General features: G+C 34.4%; 21 protein-coding genes. 17 read left to right on the top strand and 4 right to left on the bottom strand.

Features of this window, described 5'->3' with window-relative positions; genetic code table 11:
- Nucleotides 1–610 precede the first annotated feature (610 nt).
- The 3 genes from NK213_RS14545 (at nt 611) to NK213_RS14555 (ending at nt 3,020) form a co-directional block, all read left to right on the top strand.
- Entirely contained in the window at nt 611–1,255 is a 645-nt protein-coding gene (locus NK213_RS14545) for a bifunctional 2-keto-4-hydroxyglutarate aldolase/2-keto-3-deoxy-6-phosphogluconate aldolase (protein ID WP_253350364.1), read from the top strand.
- Nucleotides 1,256–1,257: 2 nt separating this feature from the next.
- Nucleotides 1,258–2,274: a sugar kinase gene (locus tag NK213_RS14550; RefSeq protein ID WP_256478760.1), complete on the top strand. Its 1,017-nt coding sequence runs from the start codon at nt 1,258–1,260 to the stop codon at nt 2,272–2,274.
- A 62-nt stretch (nt 2,275–2,336) separates the two neighbouring features.
- Complete coding sequence (locus NK213_RS14555; protein ID WP_253350366.1) at nt 2,337–3,020, top strand: GntR family transcriptional regulator; 684 nt, start codon at nt 2,337–2,339, stop codon at nt 3,018–3,020.
- Nucleotides 3,021–3,064: 44 nt separating this feature from the next.
- On the opposite strand, the gene NK213_RS14560 is transcribed toward NK213_RS14555, so the two are convergent.
- Nucleotides 3,065–3,760, bottom strand: coding sequence for a GntR family transcriptional regulator (locus NK213_RS14560; RefSeq protein ID WP_253350367.1), 696 nt, complete (start codon nt 3,758–3,760; stop codon nt 3,065–3,067).
- A 306-nt stretch (nt 3,761–4,066) separates the two neighbouring features.
- Between NK213_RS14560 and NK213_RS14565 the strand changes: the two genes are divergently transcribed.
- From NK213_RS14565 to NK213_RS14615, 11 genes are all read left to right on the top strand, one after another.
- Nucleotides 4,067–5,161, top strand: a complete 1,095-nt coding sequence (locus NK213_RS14565; RefSeq protein WP_253350368.1) for an ABC transporter ATP-binding protein — start codon at nt 4,067–4,069, stop codon at nt 5,159–5,161.
- Nucleotides 5,162–5,189: 28 nt separating this feature from the next.
- Nucleotides 5,190–6,263, top strand: a complete 1,074-nt coding sequence (locus NK213_RS14570; protein WP_253350369.1) for a Gfo/Idh/MocA family protein — start codon at nt 5,190–5,192, stop codon at nt 6,261–6,263.
- Nucleotides 6,264–6,282: 19 nt separating this feature from the next.
- Nucleotides 6,283–7,287 (top strand): Gfo/Idh/MocA family protein, encoded by a 1,005-nt coding sequence (locus NK213_RS14575; RefSeq protein ID WP_253350370.1) that lies wholly within the window; start codon nt 6,283–6,285, stop codon nt 7,285–7,287.
- Complete coding sequence (locus NK213_RS14580) at nt 7,281–8,432, top strand: Gfo/Idh/MocA family protein (protein WP_253350371.1); 1,152 nt, start codon at nt 7,281–7,283, stop codon at nt 8,430–8,432. Before NK213_RS14575 ends, NK213_RS14580 begins: the two co-directional genes overlap by 7 nt.
- 59 nt (nt 8,433–8,491) lie before the next feature.
- The gene (locus NK213_RS14585; protein WP_253350372.1) at nt 8,492–9,796 is read left to right on the top strand and encodes an ABC transporter substrate-binding protein; all 1,305 of its coding nucleotides are present in this window, start codon (nt 8,492–8,494) and stop codon (nt 9,794–9,796) included.
- Nucleotides 9,797–9,959: 163 nt separating this feature from the next.
- Nucleotides 9,960–11,261 carry an ABC transporter substrate-binding protein gene (locus NK213_RS14590; RefSeq protein ID WP_253350373.1) on the top strand — a complete coding sequence of 434 codons (1,302 nt, stop codon included), beginning with the start codon at nt 9,960–9,962 and terminating at the stop codon, nt 11,259–11,261.
- A gap of 18 nt (nt 11,262–11,279) precedes the next feature.
- The gene (locus tag NK213_RS14595; protein WP_253350374.1) at nt 11,280–12,158 is read left to right on the top strand and encodes a carbohydrate ABC transporter permease; all 879 of its coding nucleotides are present in this window, start codon (nt 11,280–11,282) and stop codon (nt 12,156–12,158) included.
- Nucleotides 12,158–13,021, top strand: coding sequence for a carbohydrate ABC transporter permease (locus NK213_RS14600; RefSeq protein ID WP_253350375.1), 864 nt, complete (start codon nt 12,158–12,160; stop codon nt 13,019–13,021). The genes NK213_RS14595 and NK213_RS14600 overlap by 1 nt, the downstream gene beginning before the upstream one ends.
- Before the next feature lie 20 nt (nt 13,022–13,041).
- Complete coding sequence (gene uxuA / locus NK213_RS14605) at nt 13,042–14,079, top strand: mannonate dehydratase (RefSeq protein ID WP_253350376.1); 1,038 nt, start codon at nt 13,042–13,044, stop codon at nt 14,077–14,079.
- A 221-nt stretch (nt 14,080–14,300) separates the two neighbouring features.
- Nucleotides 14,301–15,152, top strand: coding sequence for an SDR family oxidoreductase (locus NK213_RS14610; RefSeq protein WP_253350377.1), 852 nt, complete (start codon nt 14,301–14,303; stop codon nt 15,150–15,152).
- A 117-nt stretch (nt 15,153–15,269) separates the two neighbouring features.
- Nucleotides 15,270–16,106 carry a sugar phosphate isomerase/epimerase gene (locus tag NK213_RS14615; RefSeq protein WP_253350378.1) on the top strand — a complete coding sequence of 279 codons (837 nt, stop codon included), beginning with the start codon at nt 15,270–15,272 and terminating at the stop codon, nt 16,104–16,106.
- A gap of 237 nt (nt 16,107–16,343) precedes the next feature.
- Here NK213_RS14615 and NK213_RS14620 read toward each other — a convergent pair whose 3' ends face one another.
- The 3 genes from NK213_RS14620 to NK213_RS14630 all read right to left on the bottom strand — a co-directional run bounded on the left by NK213_RS14620 (nt 16,344) and on the right by NK213_RS14630 (nt 18,695).
- On the bottom strand, nt 16,344–17,042 hold the full coding sequence (locus NK213_RS14620) for a DUF6882 domain-containing protein (protein WP_253350379.1): 699 nt from the start codon (nt 17,040–17,042) through the stop codon (nt 16,344–16,346).
- Nucleotides 17,043–17,129: 87 nt separating this feature from the next.
- A complete protein-coding gene (locus NK213_RS14625) occupies nt 17,130–17,489 on the bottom strand; it encodes a hypothetical protein (RefSeq protein ID WP_253350380.1) in 360 nt (119 codons plus the stop codon).
- A 33-nt stretch (nt 17,490–17,522) separates the two neighbouring features.
- Nucleotides 17,523–18,695, bottom strand: coding sequence for an ROK family transcriptional regulator (locus tag NK213_RS14630; protein WP_253350381.1), 1,173 nt, complete (start codon nt 18,693–18,695; stop codon nt 17,523–17,525).
- A gap of 199 nt (nt 18,696–18,894) precedes the next feature.
- Here NK213_RS14630 and NK213_RS14635 point away from each other — a divergent pair, with 199 nt between their 5' ends.
- The 3 genes from NK213_RS14635 to NK213_RS14645 all read left to right on the top strand — a co-directional run bounded on the left by NK213_RS14635 (nt 18,895) and on the right by NK213_RS14645 (nt 23,502).
- Nucleotides 18,895–20,199, top strand: a complete 1,305-nt coding sequence (locus NK213_RS14635) for an ABC transporter substrate-binding protein (RefSeq protein WP_253350382.1) — start codon at nt 18,895–18,897, stop codon at nt 20,197–20,199.
- Between the two features lie 36 nt (nt 20,200–20,235).
- Nucleotides 20,236–21,276 (top strand): glycoside hydrolase family 105 protein, encoded by a 1,041-nt coding sequence (locus tag NK213_RS14640; protein ID WP_253350383.1) that lies wholly within the window; start codon nt 20,236–20,238, stop codon nt 21,274–21,276.
- Between the two features lie 882 nt (nt 21,277–22,158).
- The gene (locus NK213_RS14645) at nt 22,159–23,502 is read left to right on the top strand and encodes an autotransporter-associated N-terminal domain-containing protein (protein ID WP_253350384.1); all 1,344 of its coding nucleotides are present in this window, start codon (nt 22,159–22,161) and stop codon (nt 23,500–23,502) included.
- Nucleotides 23,503–23,540: the final 38 nt, after the last annotated feature.

Raw genomic sequence — 23,540 nt, forward strand, 5'->3', positions numbered from 1 at the left:
TAGATAAATCAATATATGAAAAACAAATCTTTTATTATATCAGATTTAATTTACAGACTTTCTTGCACACTCCCAAATAAAACTTATAAATCTATGTTTCTAACACATCAGATAAATAAGAAAGTGATCATGTTAACTGGTTTAACAATTAAAATACATTCAACATCAGGTATTTACTTCCATATACTTTTTAAAACAGAAACTAAAAAACTGTCTAAACTTTTAACGCCATTCCAATTAATCTTAATATATAGAAATTATATCAAATTCTAATTGGAGTTTCAATGTTTTCTTATCTCGATGAAGATATTATCAGACCTAAAATAAAGAGAAAGGATATATGTTATTTATTTTGACTTGTATATATCTAAAAAAATAATTTTATAATCTGAAATAAAGCTTGTGCAAAAAAAAGAAACATTTTAGTAAAATTTCTGCAAAATAGAAAAAATTATTATTTTTATTTATTTGGTTAATATTGTAGGATAGCCTTAATATAAGGAGTAAAGTGAAGTTTTATATATAAATTCAAAAAAAATTTTTTTGATGACTATTGCATTTTCGAATTAGTATGGTAGTATATTAGTATAAAATATGTAAGGAGGAAATTATGAAAAAGTATGAAACAATAAAAAACATACTGGATTCCGGCGTAGTAGCAGTAATAAGGGCTGAGAACGAAGAAGAAGCAGTAAAAGTATCAAAGGCCTGTATCGAAGGCGGAATCAGATCTATAGAAGTAACTTATACAGTTCCTGGAACCAGTAAAGTAATAGAAACCCTGAAAGCCGAATTTGGTGATAAACTGGAAATTGGTGCAGGAACTGTTCTGGACAGCGAGACTGCCAGAAATGCCATTTTATCAGGGGCCACATATATAGTAAGTCCCGGGTTTGACGAAAACACGGCAAAACTGTGTAACAGATATTGTATACCTTATATGGCCGGATGCCTTACAATAACAGAGATGATAAAAGCTATGGAAGCAGGAGTGGATATAATTAAGCTGTTTCCGGGAAGTGCATTTGGTGCAGACTTTATAAAAGCAGTAAAAGGTCCGCTTCCGCAGGTCAGCATAATGCCTACAGGCGGAGTCAGCCTTGATAATGTAAAGGACTGGATAAATAAGGGAGCTGTAGCAGTGGGAATTGGTTCGGATCTGACTAAAGGGTATAAAGAAAAAGGAACAGCAGCTATAGTAGAAAATGCAAAGGCTTTTGTGGACAGAGTAAAGGAAGCAAGAGAGGGGAGATAAAATTGAAATTTATTTCTTTAGGAGAAATAATGGGAAGATTATCAACAATAGATTATGAAAAAATTCTTCATTCAAAAAGATTTGATATAAACTTCGGAGGGGCAGAGGCTAATGTTTCTGTTACATTGGCAAATCTCGGAGTGGAGAAGTCAGCTTTCATATCTGTTCTTCCTGATAATGATTTAGGAAACTCAGTAATAAGATACTTAAAGTGTAATAATGTGGAAACAGAACATATAGTAAAAACAGAGGGAAGACTGGGTCTTTACTTTGTAGAAACAGGGTTTTCACAGAGAAATTCCACGGTGATATACGATAGAAAAGACTCTGCTATAGCAAAATCAGAACCGGAAATTTTTGATTTTGAAGAAATTTTTAAGGGTTACACATGGTTTCATATAAGCGGCATAACGCCGGCAGTATCGGAAAATGCTCTGGAGCTCACTAAAAATGCCATGAAAGCTGCTAAAAAATCCGGATTGAAAATAAGTCTGGATCTTAATTACAGAGAAAAGCTGTGGGATTTTCAGAGAGCAAGAGATGTATTGTCAGAATTAGCAGGGCTTGCGGATATGTGTATAGGAATAGAGCCTTTGAATCTTTTGGGAAAAGACGGGGCAGATATAAAAACAGGACTTTCAAGAAATAATCCGTCTTTTGAAGATATGGATACAGTTTTTCGTGAGATGGAAAAAACTTTCGGCATGAAAATAATAGCCAGAACAGCTAGAAAAAGTATATCTTCAAACAGAAATGCCCTAAAAGGATTCTTATATATGAATGGTAAAACAATAGAAACATGCTGGGAAGAATTTGATATTCTGGACAGAGTCGGCGGAGGAGACAGCTTTGCCGCAGGTTTGATTTATGCAGTGAATCATTTTGAAGATCCTGAACAGATAATAGAATTCGCACTTGCATGCTCTATATTAAAGCATACAATAAGAGGGGATGCAGGAACATTTACTCATAATGAAGTGGAAAAATATTTAAAAGAAGGTATGGATATAAAAAGATAGTTTCATAATTTTATTTATTAAATTATGCTGACTAAATAAAGTACACGATAAGTGAGGGAAAAATGTTAGGGAAGAAGACTAAAACCACAAATGAAACAATAAAAAATTATGTTTATAATATTTTAAAAGAAAGTATTATAAGTGCACGTTTAAAGCCGGGAGCACAGGTTTCGGAGCAGGAGCTGGCGGATAAACTGGAAGTGAGCAGAACACCCGTGAGAGAGGCTTTGATTCATCTCCATCAGGAAGAATTAGTGGAAATAATCCCTCAGAAAGGTACATATATTTCCAAGATAAATGAGCAGTCTGTGGAAGAATCGAGATATATGAGGGAGATTCTGGAAGTGGAGATTACAAAACTGGCAACAGAAAATTTTTCTGAATCATATTTGTTTTTATTGGAAGAAAATCTGCATTCACAGGAATTATGCCTGAAACAAAAAAATTATGAAAAACTTTTTCAGTATGACAATGATTTTCACAGAATAATTTATGAGGGAACAAATAAAATGAGAATCTGGGATAGTATACAAAATATAAGCGGTCAGCTGAACAGGGTGAGAATATTGGGATTAACACTGGATTCAGAAGAAATATGGAATCTTGTATATAATGAGCATAAAGAAATATTTAATAAAATAAAAAATCATGAAAAGGAGGGATTGACAGAAATAGTAATACGGCATCTTGAAAGGGGAAAAACACATATCAAAACTATTAAAGAACAATACACCGAATATTTTTAAGATAAAAAGGAAGGTAAAACCTCCCCTTTTTATCTAAATAATAATTATTTTCTGAAAAAATTACCGTATTTTTCCATAAAAGACGGAAGTTCACCTCTAAAATTAGTCAAATGACTGAGCAGGATAGATTCCACTTTGGAAGAATCTTTCTCTTTAATGATTTTTACTATCTCCTTATGTTGGTTCAAAAGATTTATCAGGTTTATTTTTTCAATGATATCCAGATATCTCAGTCTGTCATAATGAGTGCTAAAAGTCTTAATAGTAGTCCAGACTCTGGATTTATTCACAGAATCATAAATTATAGTATGGAATTCATTATCAAGTGAAAAAAAAGCACTTTTGTCTTCCTCTATATTAACGACAATTTCCTGAAGGTAGATATTTTTTTCAAGTTTTTTCAGATATTCGGTTTCGCAGGATTCACAGCAAAGCTTTAATACTTCAGTTTCAACTATTTTTCTTAAAAAGAAAGCTTCCTCTACTCTGTTTAGATCAATTAATGATATAAAAGAGGCTTTTTGGGGGTATACATCTATGAGAGCTTCGTCTTTTAGCTTAAAGACAGCTTCTCTTATAGGAGTACGGCTGATTTTTAAGACATCAATTAATTCATTTTCATTTATAACTTGTCCTGGAGATAAGGTAAGGTTCATAATATTGTCTTTTAGGACTCTATAGGCATACTGACTGTTATTTTCACCAATATTTTTATTTAGATTATTTATATTTAATGACATTGGCCCTCCTTGTAATTTTTAAGAATTAAACTTATATATTAGTATATAACATAAAAATAATACTCATTTTACTTCTTAAATTATATACATATTTTTACAAAAAAAACAACAAAAAGAAAAATTAATTTACAATTTATCAATAAAAATAGTATTTGGTCGAATCATAAGTATAAATAAAAAAAATCGGTTTATGAAAACAATGAAATTTTTTTTCAATATATCAGGCAGTATTGACTTTTAGAAAAAATATGTTATATATTAGTATATAACATAAAATTATACAATTAATTTTATGGAGGTTAGGTTATGGCAAAGGTAACACTAAAAGGAGTGGAGAAACAATATCCCAATGGTTTCAAGGCAGTACACGGAATTAATCTGGAGATTAAAGACGGGGAGTTTATGGTTTTCGTAGGTCCTTCAGGATGCGCTAAATCAACTACACTTAGAATGGTAGCTGGCCTTGAGGAAATTACCGGAGGGGAAATATATATTGGTGATAAACTGGTAAATGACGTTGCACCAAAAGACAGAGGAATAGCAATGGTTTTCCAAAACTATGCACTTTATCCGCATATGAGCGTTTATGAAAATATGGCTTTTGGACTGAAATTAAAGAAAACTCCAAAGACCGAGATAGACAAAAGAGTGAGAGATGCGGCAGAAAAACTTGAGATCACAGATCTTCTTGACAGAAAGCCTAAAGATATGTCAGGAGGTCAGAGACAAAGGGTGGCACTGGGAAGAGCAATAGTAAGAGAGCCTGAAGTATTCCTTTTTGACGAGCCTTTAAGTAACCTTGATGCAAAGCTGAGAGTATCCATGAGGGTAAGAATAAGCCAGCTGCATAAGGAATTAGGTTCTACAATGATTTATGTAACCCATGATCAGGTGGAAGCAATGACAATGGGAGACAGAATATGTGTGCTGAGGGAAGGTAAGATAATGCAGGTAGATACACCGCTGAATCTTTATAACCATCCTGCGAATAAGTTCGTGGCAGGATTCATAGGGTCGCCTACAATGAACTTTTTGAACGGGATAATAGAAGAAAAAGAAGGAAAAATGGTAATAAAGATGAAAGGAGTATGTCTGGAATTTCCTGAAAGTATGACAGAAAAAGTAAAAGTTCATGCAGGAAAAGAAGTGACATTCGGGATAAGACCGGAGCATATCTCACTTGGAAAAGAAGGTGACAGCAATGCACTAAACGGAAATATACTGGTAAAAGAGCAGATGGGAAATGAAGAGATAGTGTATTTTGACTGCGGGGGAAATCAGATAACAGCAAGGCTGACGTTGAATCAGGAAGAAAGCCTGAAATTGAAAGACAGCGGAATATTTAAACTTGATATGGAAAAATGTCATTTATTTGACCTTGATACTGAAGGAGCCATTTAATAAGTTATTCAAAAAATAAGGAGGAATTATGCAAAAAACAGACGGAATGAATTACGCACCAAAGGGGAAACCGAAGCCGGTATGTAAAGAGGGGGAATTTGTTTTTGCAGCAATAGCACTGGATCACGGGCATATTTACGGTATCTGTAACGGATTAACCGAAGCCGGGGCAACTTTAAAATATGTGTATGATCCTGATCCCGCAAAAGTGGAAAATTTTCTGAAAGTATATCCGAATGTAAAAGCTGCTGCTTCAGAAGAAGAGATATTCAATGATTCTGAAGTAAAATTAATAGCAGGAGCGGCGGTACCGTCAGAAAGATGTGCACTGGGTTTGAGAGCACTGGATCACGGAAAAGATTATTTTACAGATAAGTCACCATTTACGACTTTGGAACAGCTGGAAGCAGCTAAGAAGAAGGTAGCTGAAACAGGATTAAAGTATTATGTGTATTATAGTGAAAGACTGCATGTGGAAGGGGCAGTTTTTGCGGGAGACCTGATAAATCAGGGTGCGATTGGGAAAGTCCTCCAGGTAATAGGTCTGGGGCCTCACAGATTAAGCAAAAAAGACAGACCGGAATGGTTTTTTCAGAAAGATAAGTATGGCGGGATATTATGTGATATAGGAAGCCATCAGATAGAGCAATATTTATATTATTCAGGAGCTAAAGACGCAACAGTGATTTCCAGTGAAGTTGCCAATTATGGAAATCCGGATACACCGGGACTCGAGGATTTCGGGCATGCAAATCTTCTCGGAGATAACGGGACAACAAATTACTTCAGGGTGGATTGGTTTACACCTGACGGATTAGGAACATGGGGAGACGGAAGAACAATGATTCTTGGAACAGAAGGATATATAGAAATCAGAAAATATATAGACATAGCTAGGGAAAATAAAGGTGATAATGTATATCTGGTAAATAAAGAAGGAGAAAAACATTATTCAGTAACTGGTGAAGTAGGATTCCCGTTCTTTGGAGAATTTATTCTGGACTGTATAAACAGGACAGAAAACTCAATGACACAGGAACATGCATTTAAGGCAGCGGAATTATGTCTTATTGCACAGGAAAAAGCAGTTAAGATAAAATAATGTTTTCAAAGGAGCTGGTATGCAAAAGCTAAGAGTGGCCATAGTAGGAGGAGGGTCTATAAGCAAAGTCCATATTGAAGCAATAAAAGACAGTGGATTAGGAGAAATGGTGTGTATAGTAGAGAATGATCCTGAAAAGACAGAGGAGCTGTCCAGTGAATATAGTGTGCCTGTAATACAGAACTATAAGGAGATACTGAATAGAGAGGACATAGATGTGGTTCATATAACCACACCGCATTATAATCATTATGAAATAGCACTGGACTTCATAAGGCACAGGAAAAACCTGCTTATAGAAAAGCCTCTTACACTAAGCATAAAAGAAGCTGAGACTTTAGTGGAAGAATCGGAAAAGAACGATGTATGCACAGCTATAGTCTATCAGAACAGATTAAATAAAACATCTGCATACTTAAAGAAACTTCTGAATGAAGAGAAATACGGAAAAATACTCGGTGTAAAAGGAATTCTTGCATGGTGCAGGGAACCGGAATATTATCTTGGCAGTGACTGGAAGGGAACTATAGATAAAGAAGGCGGCGGAGTCCTGATAAATCAGGCTATTCATACTTTGGATCTTATGCTTTGGTTTGGTGGGAATGTGAAAATCGTAAAAGGAAGTGTGCATAAAAACCGGCTTACAAATGAAATAGAAGTGGAAGATACTGTGGAAGCATTTATAATATTTGAAAACGGTGCTAAAGGAATATTTTATGCCACTAATAATTACTCTTATGACTCAAGCGTGGAACTGGAAGTTCACTGTGAAAGAGGAATATTAAATATAAAAAACAATAAACTGAGATTATTTTCCGATGATGAGGAAGTACTTCTGGCAGAAGAAAATTTTACAAAAAATGAATTCAATAAAAAATGTTACGGAAATTCCCATGAAACACTAATAAAAGGCTTTTATGAATCTGTTTTGGGAAAAACAAAAAATTACATAGACATAAAAGAGGGAATAAAAGCTTTGAAAGTAATAGAAAAAATCTATAATAAGGAGGAAAAAACTTGGTAAAGATAGGTGTCATTGGCTATGGAAACATAGGATCAATGCATGTTAGAAATTTTGAAAGCGGTGTGTTTTCAAATGTTCAGCTTACTGCAGTTTTTGATATAGATCCTGAGAAAATAAAAAAAGCAGAAAGTCTGTATGGAAATAAATTAAAATATTATACAAAAGAGGAAGATTTCTTCGGAAGTCATGAGTTTGATGCAGTATTAGTAGCTACTCCGCATTATGCACATCCGGTTCTTGCTGAAAAAGCACTGGATAACGGATATCATGTTTTGGTAGAAAAGCCCATAGGAGTTTATACTAAAGCTGTAAGAAGACTTTATGAAAAAGCTGCAAAGAGTGACAAAATTTTTGGAGTGGTGTTTAATCAGAGAACAAACCCGCTTTATCAAAAAGTAAAAGATCTGGTTTCCAGCGGGGAACTGGGGATTTTGAAAAGAATAAACTGGATTATTACAGACTGGTACAGAACACAGGCTTATTATAATTCAGGAACATGGAGAGCAACATGGGGCGGAGAAGGCGGAGGAGTATTGATAAATCAATGCCCGCACCAGCTTGATTTGTTTCAGTGGATATTCGGGATGCCGAAAAGAGTAAGAGGATTCGCATATTTCGGGAAAAATAGAAATATTGAGGTAGAAGATGAAGTAACAGCTTACTTTGAATATGAAAACGGAGCTACAGGCGTGTTTATTTCATCAGTATCAGAAGTACCGGGGACTAACAGACTTGAAATAACAGGTGATAAAGGAAAAGTAATAATAGAAAATGGTCAGATAGAATTCTACAGACTGCGCGAGTCAGAAGTAGAATATAATAAAAATCTGAAAGTACAGGGTTTTGACAAGAGAGGAAACTTTATAATGCCGGAATACTGGAAATGTGAAGTTCCTGTAGAAACATCGGATGAATCACAGCATGTGCTTGTAATAAAAGACTGGATAGATACAATAATGAACGGAACACCTCTTCTGGCACCGGGGACAGATGCAATAAACGAACTAATGATATCAAATGCAATATATCTGTCTACATTCACTGATAACTGGGTGGATTTCCCGATAGACGAGGATTTATTTTTAGAAAAGTTAAATGAAAGAGTGAGAACGTCAAAATATAAAGTAGAAAAAGACTACGAGTAAAAATCATCAGTAATTAACGTTTTTTGGAAAGTCAAAATAAAATAAAAGGAGAAATAAATATGAGAAAAAAAATATTTTGGTTAATGATAGTTATTTTGGTTTTAACAGTAGGTTGTGGTGAAAAAAAAGATTCTTCAAAAGGTGCCGGAGGAGAAAAAGAAATTACACTCCGATTTTCATGGTGGGGTGGAGATGCACGTCATAAAGCTACTTTAGATGTAATTAAATTATACGAGGAAAAGAATCCCGGAATAAAAATAAAAGCAGAATACAGTGGATGGGACGGACATTTTGAGAAACTCTCTACTCAGGTAACGGGAAATACAGCACCGGATATAATGCAGATAGACTACAACTGGTTATATAACTTTTCAAAAAACGGAGATGGATTTTACGACATAAATAAATTAAAGGACAATTTTAACATTGGTAATTATGATGAACAGGCTCTGAGCTACACTACAATAAACGGAAAACTTAATGCAATACCTGCAGGGATGAATGGAAGAGCATTTTTCTTTAATAAGACACTTTATGAAAGAGCAGGAGTAGAAATACCTAAGACATTTGATGAATTACTGGCAACAGACAAAGTAATAAAAGAAAAGATAGGAAAAGATGCAAAGTCTCTGGATATTACTTCTACAGACAGCGGTGCTTTATTCTTTATAGAGTATTATGTAGAGCAAAAATACAATAAACCGATATTAACAGCGGAAAATACAATAGGGGTTACAAAAGAAGAACTTGCAGATGCATTCAAATTTTATAAAATGCTCGTTGACAACGGAGCGGTTGTTTCAGCTAAAGACAGAGCAGGAGCAGGAAACTTCCCTGATGATCAGAATCCTTTATGGCTGAATGGTGAGTTAGGAGCAATACTAACATGGAATACAATGGTGGGACAATACGAAAATATGCTTAAAAAAGGTGACACATTGGTTTCAGGAGATTTTTTAACAGGAATCGGTGAATACAAGTCTACATTTATAAAAGTAAATATGGCTTTTGCAATAAATAAAAATACTAAACATCCGGAAGAAGCTGCAAAATTCCTGAACTTTATGCTGTCTGAGCCGGAAGCTGCCAAAATATTGGGAACTGTAAGAGGAATCCCTTTGAATAAAAGTGCATTTGCTGAACTGGAAAAAGAAGGGCTTACAAAAGGACCGCTTGCAGAAGGATTGGAAAAGGCAATGGCTTTCGCAGGACCAAAGTCAAGTCCGTATATAGAAGATGAGAGAACAAGAAAACTCGGACTGGAAATCACACAAAAAGTGGATTATAACGAAATGACACCAGAACAGGCCGGAGAGAAATTATACACTGAACTGGAAAAATTGTTGAAACAAATGACAAGATAGCCGGGGGGATAAACGTATATAAAAAAGGAATCAATGTAGGGTTATTAATAAATATTCTTTATGAAAATTATTTTCGTATAAAGCATGTAAAGAATACATTTGAATAAATACAGATTTATTGCTTATTTGGAGAACGAAATAAAATATAATAAGGAGAAAAAATATGAAAAATAAAATATTTTGGTTAATAATGCTTATCTTGATTTTAACAGTAAGCTGCGGGGAGAAGAATGAGACGTCAGGTAAAGGCGGCGATAAAGAAATAGTATTAAGATTCTTATGGTGGGGAAGTGATTCTCGTCATAAAGCCACTCTTGATGCAATAAAGCTTTTTGAAGAGAAAAATCCGGGAATAAAAATAAAAGCAGAATACGGAGGTACAGACGGTTATTTTCAGAAGCTCTCAACACAGTTAACCGGGAATACAGCGCCGGATATAATGCAGGTTGATTACATATGGCTGTTTAACTTTTCAAAAAACGGTGATGGTTTTTATGATATTAACCAGTTAAAAGATGAATTTAATCTTGCTAATTACACTGAGGAAGATCTTAGTTACACTACAATAAACGGAAAACTTAATGCAATACCTGTAGGAATGAACGGAAGAGCTTTTTTCTTTAATAAGTCTCTGTATGAAAGAGCAGGGGTAGAGATACCTAAAACATTTGATGAACTGCTTGCATCAGATAAAATATTAAAGCAAAAAATAGGGCCTAATGCAAAATCTCTGGATATAGTAACTTCTGACAGCGGTGCTATGTTCTTTGTGGAATATTATGTGGAACAAAAGTTTGGAAAAACGCTGATAGATACTGATAATAAAGTAGGCGTTACAAAAGAAGAACTTACAGAAGCATTTAAGTTTTATAAAATGCTGGCAGACAGCGGAGCAGTAATATCGGCAAAAGACAGAGCAGGAGCAGGAAACTATCCTGATGACCAGAATCCTTTATGGATAAATGGCGAATTAGGCGGAGTTCTGAATTGGAATACTATGATCGGATCATATGGCGACATGCTTAAAAAAGGTGACGAGATGATAGCAGGAGATTTCTTAACAGGTATAGGAGATCATAAATCAGCATATTTAAAAGTAAATATGACTTTAGCAATAAATAAAAATACAAAGCATCCTAAAGAAGCAGCAAAATTCTTAAATTTTCTTTTGTCTGATCCTGAAGCTGCGAAAGTATTGGGAACTGTAAGAGGAATCCCTTTGAACAAAAGCGCTTATGCTGAATTGGAAAAAGAAGGGCTTACAAAAGGACCTGTAGCAGAAGGACTGGAGAAAGCACTGGCTTTTGCCGGACCTAAAAAGAGTCCTTATATAGAAGATGAGAGAATGAGACAGCTTGGTCTGGTAGTTACCCAAAAACTGGATTACAATGAAGTAACACCTGAACAGGCAGGGGAACAAATGTACACAGAAATGGTAAAATTATTGGAACAAATGACAAGATAATTAGGAAAAGAGGCGGATATGAAAAATAGAATTAATGTGGGATTATTATACATATTACCGTGGATACTGGGGATTTTACTGTTAAAAGTATTTCCTTTCGGTTTATCGCTGTTTCTGAGCTTTACTAGATATGATTTAATATCAAGCCCGCAGTTTATAGGAATAGAAAATTACGTGGAAATGTTTAAGGATGAATTATTTATAAAATCCCTTTTAAATACTATAAAATACGTAATAATAACAGTACCGTTGAAACTGGCTTTTGCGTTGTTTATAGCAACTATACTTAACTTTAAGATAAAAGGGGTAGGTATTTTCAGAACAGCATATTATCTTCCGTCAATATTAGGAGGAAGTGTGGCGATATCTGTATTATGGAGATTCCTGTTTGCAGATAACGGTCTTGTAAATATTATGCTGAAAATGCTCCATCTTCCTACAGCAAGCTGGATGGGAGATCAGAAATATGCATTATTAACAATAGGACTTTTAAGTGTGTGGCAATTCGGGTCATCAATGGTAATTTTCCTTGCAGCACTGAAAAATATACCGAATACTCTCTATGAAGCTGCGAGAATAGACGGAGCATCAAAGGTAAGAATGTTTTTCAGTATTACATTTCCTTTGTTAACACCAGTAATATTCTTTAACTTTATAATGCAGATGCTGAATGCATTCCAGGAATTTAACGCACCTTACATAATAACAAAGGGAGGACCTTTAAACTCGACATATTTATATTCACTATTGATTTATGACAACTCATTCAGATACTTTAATATGGGTTATGCAAGTGCATTGGCATGGTTTTTCTTCATAATTATAATGCTTTGTACTGCAATAGTCTTTAAATCACAAAAATACTGGGTATACTATGAGGATGGAGGTAATAATTAATGGAAAGCGTAGGAAAAAGCAGAAGTAAAACGAAAAAAACAGCAGATGCGGCAATTAAGTATATAATACTAATTGTAGTGGGACTGCTTATGATATATCCCCTTTTATGGCTTATAGGGGCGTCGTTTAAGGAAAATAACGAGATATTTTCATCAGTGGGAATTATACCTAAGAAATTTGATATTACAGGGTATATAAACGGGTGGAAAACATCAACAGAGTATACTTTTACTAAGTATTTCCTGAATACATTTGCCATAGTAGTACCTAAAGTAATACTTACACTTATTTCATGTACACTGGCAGCATATGGATTCGCAAGATTCAAGATACCGGGGAAAAAATTCCTGTTTTCAATACTGATCGGAACATTACTGCTGCCGACTATAGTGCTTAATATACCGCAGTATATAATGTACAGACAGATAGGATGGCTGGATACATATCTTCCGCTGATAATTCCTTCTTTGCTGGCAACAGATACATTCTTTGTATTTATGCTGGTACAGTTTTTGAGAGGACTTCCTCTTGAATTGGAAGAAGCTGCGAAAATAGACGGGTGTAACAGTTTTCAAACATTGGTATATATTTTAGTGCCTATATTGAAACCAGCTTTGATTTCAGTAGCTTTATTTCAGTTTATATGGTCAATGAATGATTTTATGGGGCCTTTGATCTATATATCAAGTGTAGAAAAATATCCTGTATCTATTGCATTAAAAATGTCAATGGATAATAGTGCAGTGGTGCAGTGGAATCAAGTAATGGCAATGGCTGTAATAGCCTTGGTACCTTCTATTGTAATATTCTTCTCAGCGCAGAAATACTTTGTGGAAGGTGTATCGACAAGCGGATTGAAATAATAACAGGAGGAAAAAATAATATGAAGATGACATTTAGGTGGTATGGGAAAACTGACCCTGTTTCTTTGGAATATATAAGCCAGATACCCGGAATGACAGGAGTAGTAACAGCTATTTATGATATTCCCGTGGGTGAAATATGGCCTCTTGACAAAATAATGGAACTAAAAGAAGAGGTAAATGCAAAAAATCTGGAAATGAAGGTAATAGAAAGTGTTCCTGTGCATGAAGATATCAAAATGGGGCTTCCTTCAAGAGATAAGTATATAGAAAATTATAAAGAAAACATAAGAAATCTTGCCAAAGCAGGAGTAGAAGTTATCTGTTATAATTTTATGCCTGTTTTTGACTGGACAAGATCAAATCTGGATTATAAACTTCCTGATGGTTCCACAGCCCTTGTTTACTATAGGGATGAAATAGAAAAGATGGATCCCAGAAAAGGGGAGCTTTCACTTCCCGGATGGGATGCAAGTTATAAAAAAGAGGAACTGAATGAGATACTGGATAGATATAAGGAAATATCAGAAGAAGATTTATGGAATAACCTGAAGTATTTTCTTGAGCAGATAATACCAGTAGCAGAGGAAGTAAAAGTAAAGATGGCAATACATCCTGATGATCCGCCGTGGCCAATCTTCGGGCTTCCAAGAATTATTACAAACGAGGAGAATGTAGACAGATTTCTGAAACTGTATGACAGTGAGTATAACGGACTTACACTGTGTACAGGTTCACTCGGGGTAGCAAGAGATAATGATATGCCGAGAATGATAAGAAGATTCGGGAAGAAGATACATTTTGCACATTTAAGAAATATAAAAATAATAGATGACAGAAGTTTTCAGGAAAGTGCCCATATGTCAAAATATGGTTCACTGGATTTCGTAGAGATATTAAAAGCATATAAAGAAGTAGGGTTTACCGGCTATGCAAGACCGGATCACGGAAGAATGATCTGGGGGGAAAAGGGAAGACCAGGCTACGGATTATATGACAGAGCCCTTGGTGCAGTGTATATCTTGGGAATATGGGAAACTCTGGAAAAAGGATGTTAGTGTCATAAATATCAAATGCCGGATATATAAACCGGCAGAACGTTAATATCCTATAATAAAATCAGACTAAAATTAATGAAGTATATTAAATTTGATTTGCCGGAGTGTCGGTTTCTGACAGACAGATTTTATAATAAACTGTTTATACAGGAGCGGCTGCTTCGGCAATGAAATATTTAAAACAAAAAATCTTAAATAAAAGTATTGGAAAGGAGTTCAAAATGCAGGTTCCTTTTAAAATAAATCTGGAAAATAAGGTAGCGGTAGTTACAGGCGGAGGAGGAATACTATGTGCAGTATTCGCCAAAGCTATTGCTGCATGCGGAGCGAAAGTAGCAGTTTTGGATTTGAAAAAAGAAGCGGCAGATGCTGTCGCAGAGGAGATAAATAAAAACGGCGGAACAGCTTTAGGAGTAGAAGCTAATGTATTGGACATCAACAGCCTGAAAGAAGCAAAGAGAATAGTAAATGAAAAATTCGGAAAATGTGATATCCTTATAAACGGAGCAGGCGGAAATCACCCTAAAGGAAATACAAGCAAGGAATATTTCGAAGAAGGAGATCAGGATAAAGAGGATATAATGACTTTTTTTGATCTGGATCCCGAGGGAATAAAATTCGTATTTGATCTGAACTTTATAGGAACATTACTGACTACACAGGTTTTTGCCAAAGATATGACAGGAAATAAAGAGAGCAGTATAATAAATATATCATCTATGAATGCGTTTACACCGCTTACAAAAATACCGGCATATTCAGGTGCAAAAGCTGCCATATCGAATTTTACCCAATGGCTGGCGGTACACTTTTCAAAATCAGGAATAAGAGTAAATGCTATGGCACCGGGATTTTTTGAGACTAATCAGAATAAAGCACTGCTTAAAAATCCAGATGGATCGTATTCTGAAAGAGCAGAAAAAATAATATCGCAGACTCCAATGGGAAGATTCGGAGAGCCTGAGGAATTAGTAGGGACATTACTTTGGCTTATAGAACCAAAGGCTTCAGGGTTCGTTAACGGTGTAATAATACCAATAGACGGGGGCTTTTCGGCTTATTCCGGAGTATAGTAATTTTGGAGATAAATATTTATAAAAAAATTGGTAATATGATGTATGAAAATTCTTGTTATGATGAGTTCGAATAAATTTTAACAAAGAAGAGTTTTGATATAGTCAGGAGGGATAATGAATTTAGGGATTAGAGCACATGATTTTACAGCTGTCAGTGCAGAAGAACTGGCAGAAAAAGTATCATCAAAAGGATTTAAAAATGTACAGCTGGCCTTACCAAAAAGTTTCGAGACAATTAATTCTGATCTTGGGAATCTGAGCCCGGGATTTGGAAATTATATCCGCAAAGCACTGTCAGAAAAAAATGTTCATGTGGCAGTATTGAGCTGTTACTTTAACATGGTGGATCCGGACGAGGAATTCAGAAGACATTGTATAGATAAATTCAAAGAATATATAAGATACGCTTCTGCATTTGGTGCTAAAATAGTAGGCAGCGAGACAGGTTCATATAACAGGGATTTTTCATATCATGAAGATAACCACAGCGAAAAAGCTTTTCAGACAGTAAAAAGAACCATAAAGGAACTTGCAGATGAAGCAGAGAAATTCGGTATAATAATAGGGGTAGAAAATTCAGTAACTCTTACTATTCATACTCCTGAACGTATGAGAAGACTTTTGGATGAAGTGGCGTCAAATAATGTTCAGGTTCTTTATGATCCTATAGGCTTTATAAGAGCAGACGAAATCATGAATCAGGATGAAATAATAACAAGATCACTGGACTTGCTTGGAGACAGAATAGCGGCAGTACATGTAAAGGACTTTATAGTGGAAAATGGTGAAAGAGTTATTGTTCCTCCGGGAAAAGGTATTTTGAATTTCGAATTACTGTTTAGGATATTGAAGAAGAAAAAACCTTTTGTGGAAATAATTCTTGAAAATATTGCAGAGGAAGAGATGAATAAAAGTCTAAATTACATGAGAGGAATATATGAAAAAGTCTGAATTGTGCGAAATAGATTTCGCACTGTGAGAAATCTCTGGGTATGTTTTGCAATTTACATTAATTTAGATTTTTAGTATATAAAAAGCGACAGAGTGAAAATCTGTTGCTTTTTTGTATTGTAGATATAGATTTTTTGAGGCAGTTATGATACGATAAAATGAATTAACCTTTTGTAATATATTTTGATTATGGTTTTTATACATAGCATAAAGCGTTGATACTGCATCACATCAAAATTACACCTTATCCGCACCTAACTTTGTTAATCTTCCCAGCTCATCAAATTCAGCTTTAAGAGAAAAATCACCATGTTCACCGCTTATATTACAGTTATTTTCAGAAATAGAAAATCCTTTTGCCAGAAGATAATGTTTGAAAGCATTTCTATGATTCATTTCAAATATTGATATTAGTTTTGGAAATATTTTTAAAACATTTTCAGGGTTATTTCTCATGTTTTTATTAATTTCTGTAGAATCAACAGCGAAAATAGCTGCTCCATTTCCATAATCGGCTATGTAATAAAAACTATAATCATAAAGTCCAACAGCGATTGTACCAAGTTTATGACTGTCATTTTCAAGTATATCGAATGACGGAGAAGACAGTTCAGATATGGAATACTGATTCCCGTATTCTTTTAAGTTATTTGCCAGTATTGCTATTTTCTCGCTGTATTCAGCATTTTTATTAGCCCATATCCATAACCATGTATTGTTTACATGTGAAACAGAGCCTAAAATCTGAGCAGGGAAAACCAATTCTTTATCAAATGTAAGGGTTCCTTCAATCATATCTGCACTCCATGCTTTATCCCCGATTAATTCAATTAAATTTTCTTGTTTTTCAGCACTGATAGCAGCATATTTTTCAAAAAGTTCCTGAAAACCACTTTGTGATTTATCTTTATTTCCTTTTTTTAAAAAATTAAACATTTCTACATCACTTCCCTATTCTTAAGATATCAATTACAATAAAAATAAAAAAGCAGAAAAATTCTTCTCTGCCCTGTATTCTAAGCTTTATTGCCTAGAACTCTCACTTATATAGTCAGCAAAACATATGGCCATTTCTGTTATTTCATCATTGAATTTTTGGGCTTCATCAGTATCAGTAAGTCTTTCGGCGACCATTGGGCCTCTTTCTCCTAATTCCTGACTAAAAAGAGCCAAATTTTGCAGTTTTTCCGGATTTTTTTCATTCATAGCTTTAGTGTAAGCAATCATTAAACTTCTATAGTCATCAACAAACTGTTGAACCAAAGGATCTTTGAAAGAATACTTTTTATTATAGCACTGATCAGGAATATGAGTATCAGCACTAAAACCGATATTCATATAAAAGCTAAGAAATACAAATAAAATAAATGTTTTTTTTATCACAATAACCTCCATAATTTATATAAGTATGAAATATCACTTCTTTAGTTTTAAAAAATTGATATTTAAAAACTCAAGTATATTTGAAACACATGCGCCAAGACAGCATGAATCTTCTCTTAATTCAGATAGTTCAATATCTGTCTCAATCTTATTATGTTTATAAATTTTCTTTTTCAGATTTTTTACAAGAGCAGGATAAACATTAAGAATTCTGTTATATATCAAAATCAGCTTTGGGTCAAAAATATTTATAATACTGAGAAGTCCTGAGAAAATATAATTTTCGTAATCAGAAAGAAGAGATATAATATCTTCATCTTTTTCTTTATTATCAGATATTTTCAAAAATTTTTCATAAGAGATATTCTTTTTTTTCAATTCTCCCAAATCTTTTAAAAATGCACCTTCACATGCATAAGTTTCCCAGCAGCCCTTTCTGCCGCAGTAACATTTTCGCCCGTTTAGTTCTATTGAAATATGACCGGCTTCGCCGCTGAGTCCGTTTACCCCCAAGAGGATATTATTATCAATTACTATTCCCGAGCCGATTCCTGCTGACATATTCAGGTATATAAACGGAGCATCCGGAATATCATAAAAAGACTTTTCTGCAAGGACTGAAAAATAATTATTATTTCTTATATTAATACTAAGATCAGGAAACTTTTTCTGGAGCATTTTTTTTAGATTGATATTTTTCCATTTTAAGTTATTACATTCAATAATAATATCATTTTTATCAATTTTCCCGTGAATTCCCACAGCCAGACCGATAATTCCGTATTTTGAATTTTTTATGTTTTTAGTATAATAATTAAAAATTTCTTCTATTTTATCTGCAATAAATTCAGGGGAAGTTTTTTTTACAGGAAAAGTTTCTTTATGTATTATTTCACCGTTTATATTAGTCAGTACAGAGGAAACAGAGGCTTTTTTCAGCTCAAGTCCCAGTGAGTATGCACATTTTTTATTTAGAAATAACAGAATAGGTTTTTTCCCGCCGGAAGTCCCCGGGGAAGTCTCCGATTTTTTTTCTATAAGTAATTTTTCATCAAGAAGATCAGATATTTGTGATGAAACAGTAACTTTATTTAAGCCGGTAATTTTAGCCAGATCTGATCTGGAAACCGGTTCGTTTTTTATTATTTCTTCAAGTATAACAGCCCGGTTTATATTTTTTATAAATTTAGAATCTGCAATCTCCATAGTACCTCCAAATCTATTTCATAATAACATTATTAGCTGAAAAAATCAATTAAGGTTTTTTCAGATCAGATATTGACAAAATCAAAAATGACGATATAATAGTAATGTTAGTTTAGTAAACTAACAAACTAAAAACAAAACATAATAATGCTGCAAAACTAAAAATTAAACTTATAAAATAATATTAGGAGAGTGGTCTATGAAAAAGAAATTATTTTTATTCATGGTATTAATGTTAGGACTTATAATCAGCTGCGGTGAAAAGAAAGATACAGCAGGAGCCGGCAGCGGAGAGAAAGAAGTCACGCTGAGATTTTCATGGTGGGGTGGAGATTCGAGACATAAGGCAACACTTGATGCAATAAAATTATTCGAGGAAAAAAATCCGGGGATTAAAATAAAAGCTGAATATTCAGGATGGGACGGACATTTTGAGAAAGTATCAACACAGGTTACGGGGAATACTGCACCGGATATTATGCAGATAGACTGGAACTGGCTTTATATTTTTTCAAAAAACGGTGATGGTTTTTATAACTTTAATGACTTAAAAGATGAATTTGATCTTTCTAATTATGATGAAAATGTATTGAGCTACACTACAATAAATGGAAAAGTACCCGCTATTCCAGTAGGGATGAACGGAAGAGTATTTTACTATAATAAAGCACTTTATGAAAAAGCAGGTTTAAAAACACCTGTAACAATAGATGAATTAATTTCTTCAACAAAAATTTTGAAAGAAAAATTCGGCAAGGCTACATATGCACTGGATATTTCTACAACTGACAGCGGAGTTTTATTCTTTTTGAAATATTATGTTGAGCAGAAATTCGGAAAATCATTAATAGACAGTGATAACAAAATGGGAATTACAAAAGAAGAATTAACTGAAGCAATTCAGTTCTACAAAAGACTCGTAGATGAAGGTGTAGTATTATCAAGTAAGGATAATGCGGGTGCCGGGAATGTGCCGGGAGAACAGAATCCTCTATGGATAAGCGGAAAAGTCGGAGGAGTTTATGAATGGAATTCGGCAATCAGCAAGTATCAGGATACATTAAGCGAAGGAAACGAGCTTGTAATAGGCGATATGCTAACAGGAATAGGTCCGAATAAATCGGCATTTGTGAAAGTAAATATGGCTCTTGCGATAAATAAGAATACAAAGCATCCTAAAGAGGCTGCAAAATTCCTGAATTTTCTGTTATCAGATCCTGAAGCAGTGAAAATTCTGGGACTCAGCAGAGGAATACCTTCTAATAAAAAAGCAATAGAAGTATTGCAAAAGGAAGATTTAATGAAGGGTATAGTACCGGAAGGACTGGAAAAAGCTCTGGCTTTTGCAGCGCCGAAATCAAGTCCGTTTATAGAAGATGAAAGAATCAGAAAAATAGGTATGATATATACACAAAAAGTGGACTATAACGAGCTTACTCCTGAACAGGCAGGAGAACAAATGTATGCTGAACTTGAAAAAGTCATTGCTCAGATAAGTAAGTAATTCACATAATATAAAACAATACAGGAGGACAGAAATATGGATAAAACAGAGGTCTTGTACAAACTCTATGAAAAACTCACAACTTTGGAAGGAAAAGAGGGGATAACACCTGTATACAGATGGGAATGGGAACAGGGAGTAGGTTTATTTTCTATATATAAACTATATGAAAAAACAGGTGATGTAAGATGTCTGGAATTTTTGAATAAATGGTATGAAAAAATGCTTCCGGAAGGTTTTGACAAGAATATAAATACAATGTCGCCGTTATTGGCACTGACTTATTTATATGAAGCTGAAAAGAATGCCGATTATCTGGAAGTGATAAGGGAAAATGCAAAGTGGCTTATGAATAAAATGCCGAGAACAGTAGAAGGCGGAATGCAGCATCTGACTACGCACACTATAAATAATGACCAGCTGTGGGCGGATACATTGTTTATGACAATACTGTTTCTGGCAAGAGCAGGAAAAGTTTTGAATGATCAGAGTATGCAGGATGAAGCTGTGTATCAGACTATAATACATATAAAATATCTTTCTGACTGTGAAAGCGGACTGTGGTACCATGGATGGTCTCTGACAGAGAAACATTTCGGGGGGATTTTCTGGGGAAGAGGGAACTGCTGGATAACTGCGGCTATACCAGAGGTATTAAAAACAGTAGAGGAAATGAGCATAACTGATAGGAGAATACTGGAGGAATCATATAAAAGACAGGTGGAAGCTTTGGTGAAATATCAGGATATATCAGGTATGTGGCATACGATTATAAATGACAGCAGTTCTTATTTTGAGACTTCTGCAACAGCAGGTTTCGCATATGGAATACTGTCGGGAATAGAACAGGGAATACTTGATGAAAGCCATTACCTGTATTCATATATGGCAGTACGTTTTATAGCGGGGAACTATCTTGAGGAAGACGGTTCTTTGAAACAGGTTTCTGCAGGTACTGCAATGGGTTATGACGGTGAACATTATAAAAATATCGGATTCTGCCAGACACCTTATGGGCAGGGTCTTATGATTCTGGCAGTTTTGGGACTGAAAGATACAGATAAATTTTATAATTAAGGTTATGGTAAAAGTGTATAATACAGAGTGTATTTTTGTGTACTAATGAAATATTGATGGTTACGAAGAAAGAATAATATAATAAACTTGCAGAGAAACTTTTAGAAACAGCTCTTACTTGTGGTAGGGGCTGTTTTAGTTTTTATGGATAAATATTTTAGATAAAATGTTGTAATTATAATAGCCGCCGAGAATTTTGATTTTCAGCTGTCAAAAAAAATAATAATAAAGATACAAATTATTAAAAAAATATATAAAAGAAGAAAATTCAAATATAAAAAACAGCAAAAAATATTCTGTGAAAATCAAACTAAATGTTTGTAAAATAAAGCGATAATATTAATTTTTTTGTGATATTCAAATATTTTTAAATTAAAAAAAATTATTTTATTTTTAATATTAATTCTGAAGTGCAATTATATTGTAATCAATATAAATGAATTTTTATAATTGAATTTGCAGAGTTTCTTTTTTGTATAAAATATGGTAAAATTTAGTACTATTCAAAAGAATCAAAAGGAGATGTTTGTGGAGTAAAAAAGCAGTTATTTAAAAATGAAACTTTAAGATAATAATCAGCAGTATTATATCTTTTCTAGCTTTTCAAGAGACATAAATTAAGAAAAATATCAAAAATATTTTATAATCTTTTCAAAAATGAAGTTTAGTACTCGATTGAAGGTCATTTGTAGAATCTGAAAAATAAGAAACAATAGTATGGGGAAACATTCAGGGGTTGTATTTGCTTTTTTACATTGATAGAAAACATAAGAGCGGAGAAATTGTTCGCTTAAATTTTTAATCATATTATGGAGCGAACATTCGTTTAAGTTTTTGATTAATATAAAAACAAATAGTAAAAAAATGTAAGGAAGGGATAGAATGAAGAATATTTTAGAACGTGTAGAAAAAGAACTGAAATCAGGTTTGAAGCATAATAAGAATTTCAAGTTCTCAAAGGGTCTGGCTTTGACTTTTTTGATGACAGGAAGTTTTATTAATGCAAGTGAAAATCCTGATTTTACAGTTACAGCACAAAATCTTGAAAAAAAGATACAAAAATTACGACAGGAAAATAAAAAACGACTGAAATACAGCAGGTTAGAGCTTGAACGCCTGGAAAAAGAAGGAGATCAGGTAATAAAATCTCCATGGGAAAGCTATATTTTTTCAACACTTTTTGGTTATAAAGACATGGATGGGCAGTCTAAAGACTGGAAATACGGAAGCAGGGAAAATACCTCACAGGACGTAGAGAGAGCGATTCTGAGAAGTTTTCTGGGACTTTCCAATGTACGTCAGGGAACAACAGGATGGATAACAGAAACAAATACAGGAGACGGAAACGGTCACGCATGGACAGAGAACACAGGAATTTATGATAATACGGCAACATTCACAATAATTCCCACGGTAAAAGTGCCGGAAGTAACAATACCTTTAACACCGCAGGTGGAACTGCCGACTATAAACGCACCGTTTGTGCCGTCAGCACCAAATGTAACACTTGCACCTGTATATGTCAGCCCCATAACAGTAAATGTCACATCGCCGGGAACTGTAAGCAGTGTACCGTCTGTAGCACTTAATTCGCCGGGAAATATAGACATAGGGACTATATCGGTAGATGTAAACGTAAATGTAAATGATGTAAAAACACCTATATTTACAGATGTACAGCCTCCTGTACTAAGTCTTACACCGCCGAGTCTTAATGTGGCACCGGTAACACCGCCGAGTATACAAGGAGCAAATCCTGATGTACCGGAAGCACCAACGGTATATGCGCCGCAATGGACGCCATATAGTGCACCAGGGCAAAACTGGCTGGGAAGAGGTAGTTATTACAGAAACTATCTTACTGTAGACAGGATAAACATGTCTCTGCATAATAATTTTGACAATACGCCAAGAAGAAACTACGGGACAGGAGCTGTAGGAGCAGCAACAACGCAGGTGCATAGTGAAAGAACGTCGCCGTTGTTTAATCAGGTAGGAGCAAAAGGCGGGAAATTCGTTGCAATAAATGCGAGCATAGCTGCTACAGGTCGGACAGTAACTTTGACTGATAAAGATGGAACAGTAAGATCGACAGCCGGCGGAAAAGTATTGTCAGGATGGAACGGAGTATCAGGAAAACTCCTAAATTCAAGCGGAGGAAACTATACCGGTTATACAGATCCTATAACTGGTGTTAGTATGAAAAAGTGGACACAAAAATCTTGATTGTGTAAACTAATTGAGAGAAGGCAGGTGTCCGAAAT

It is taken from the genome of Sebaldella sp. S0638 (assembly GCF_024158605.1).
In the GTDB taxonomy this organism is placed as follows: domain Bacteria; phylum Fusobacteriota; class Fusobacteriia; order Fusobacteriales; family Leptotrichiaceae; genus Sebaldella.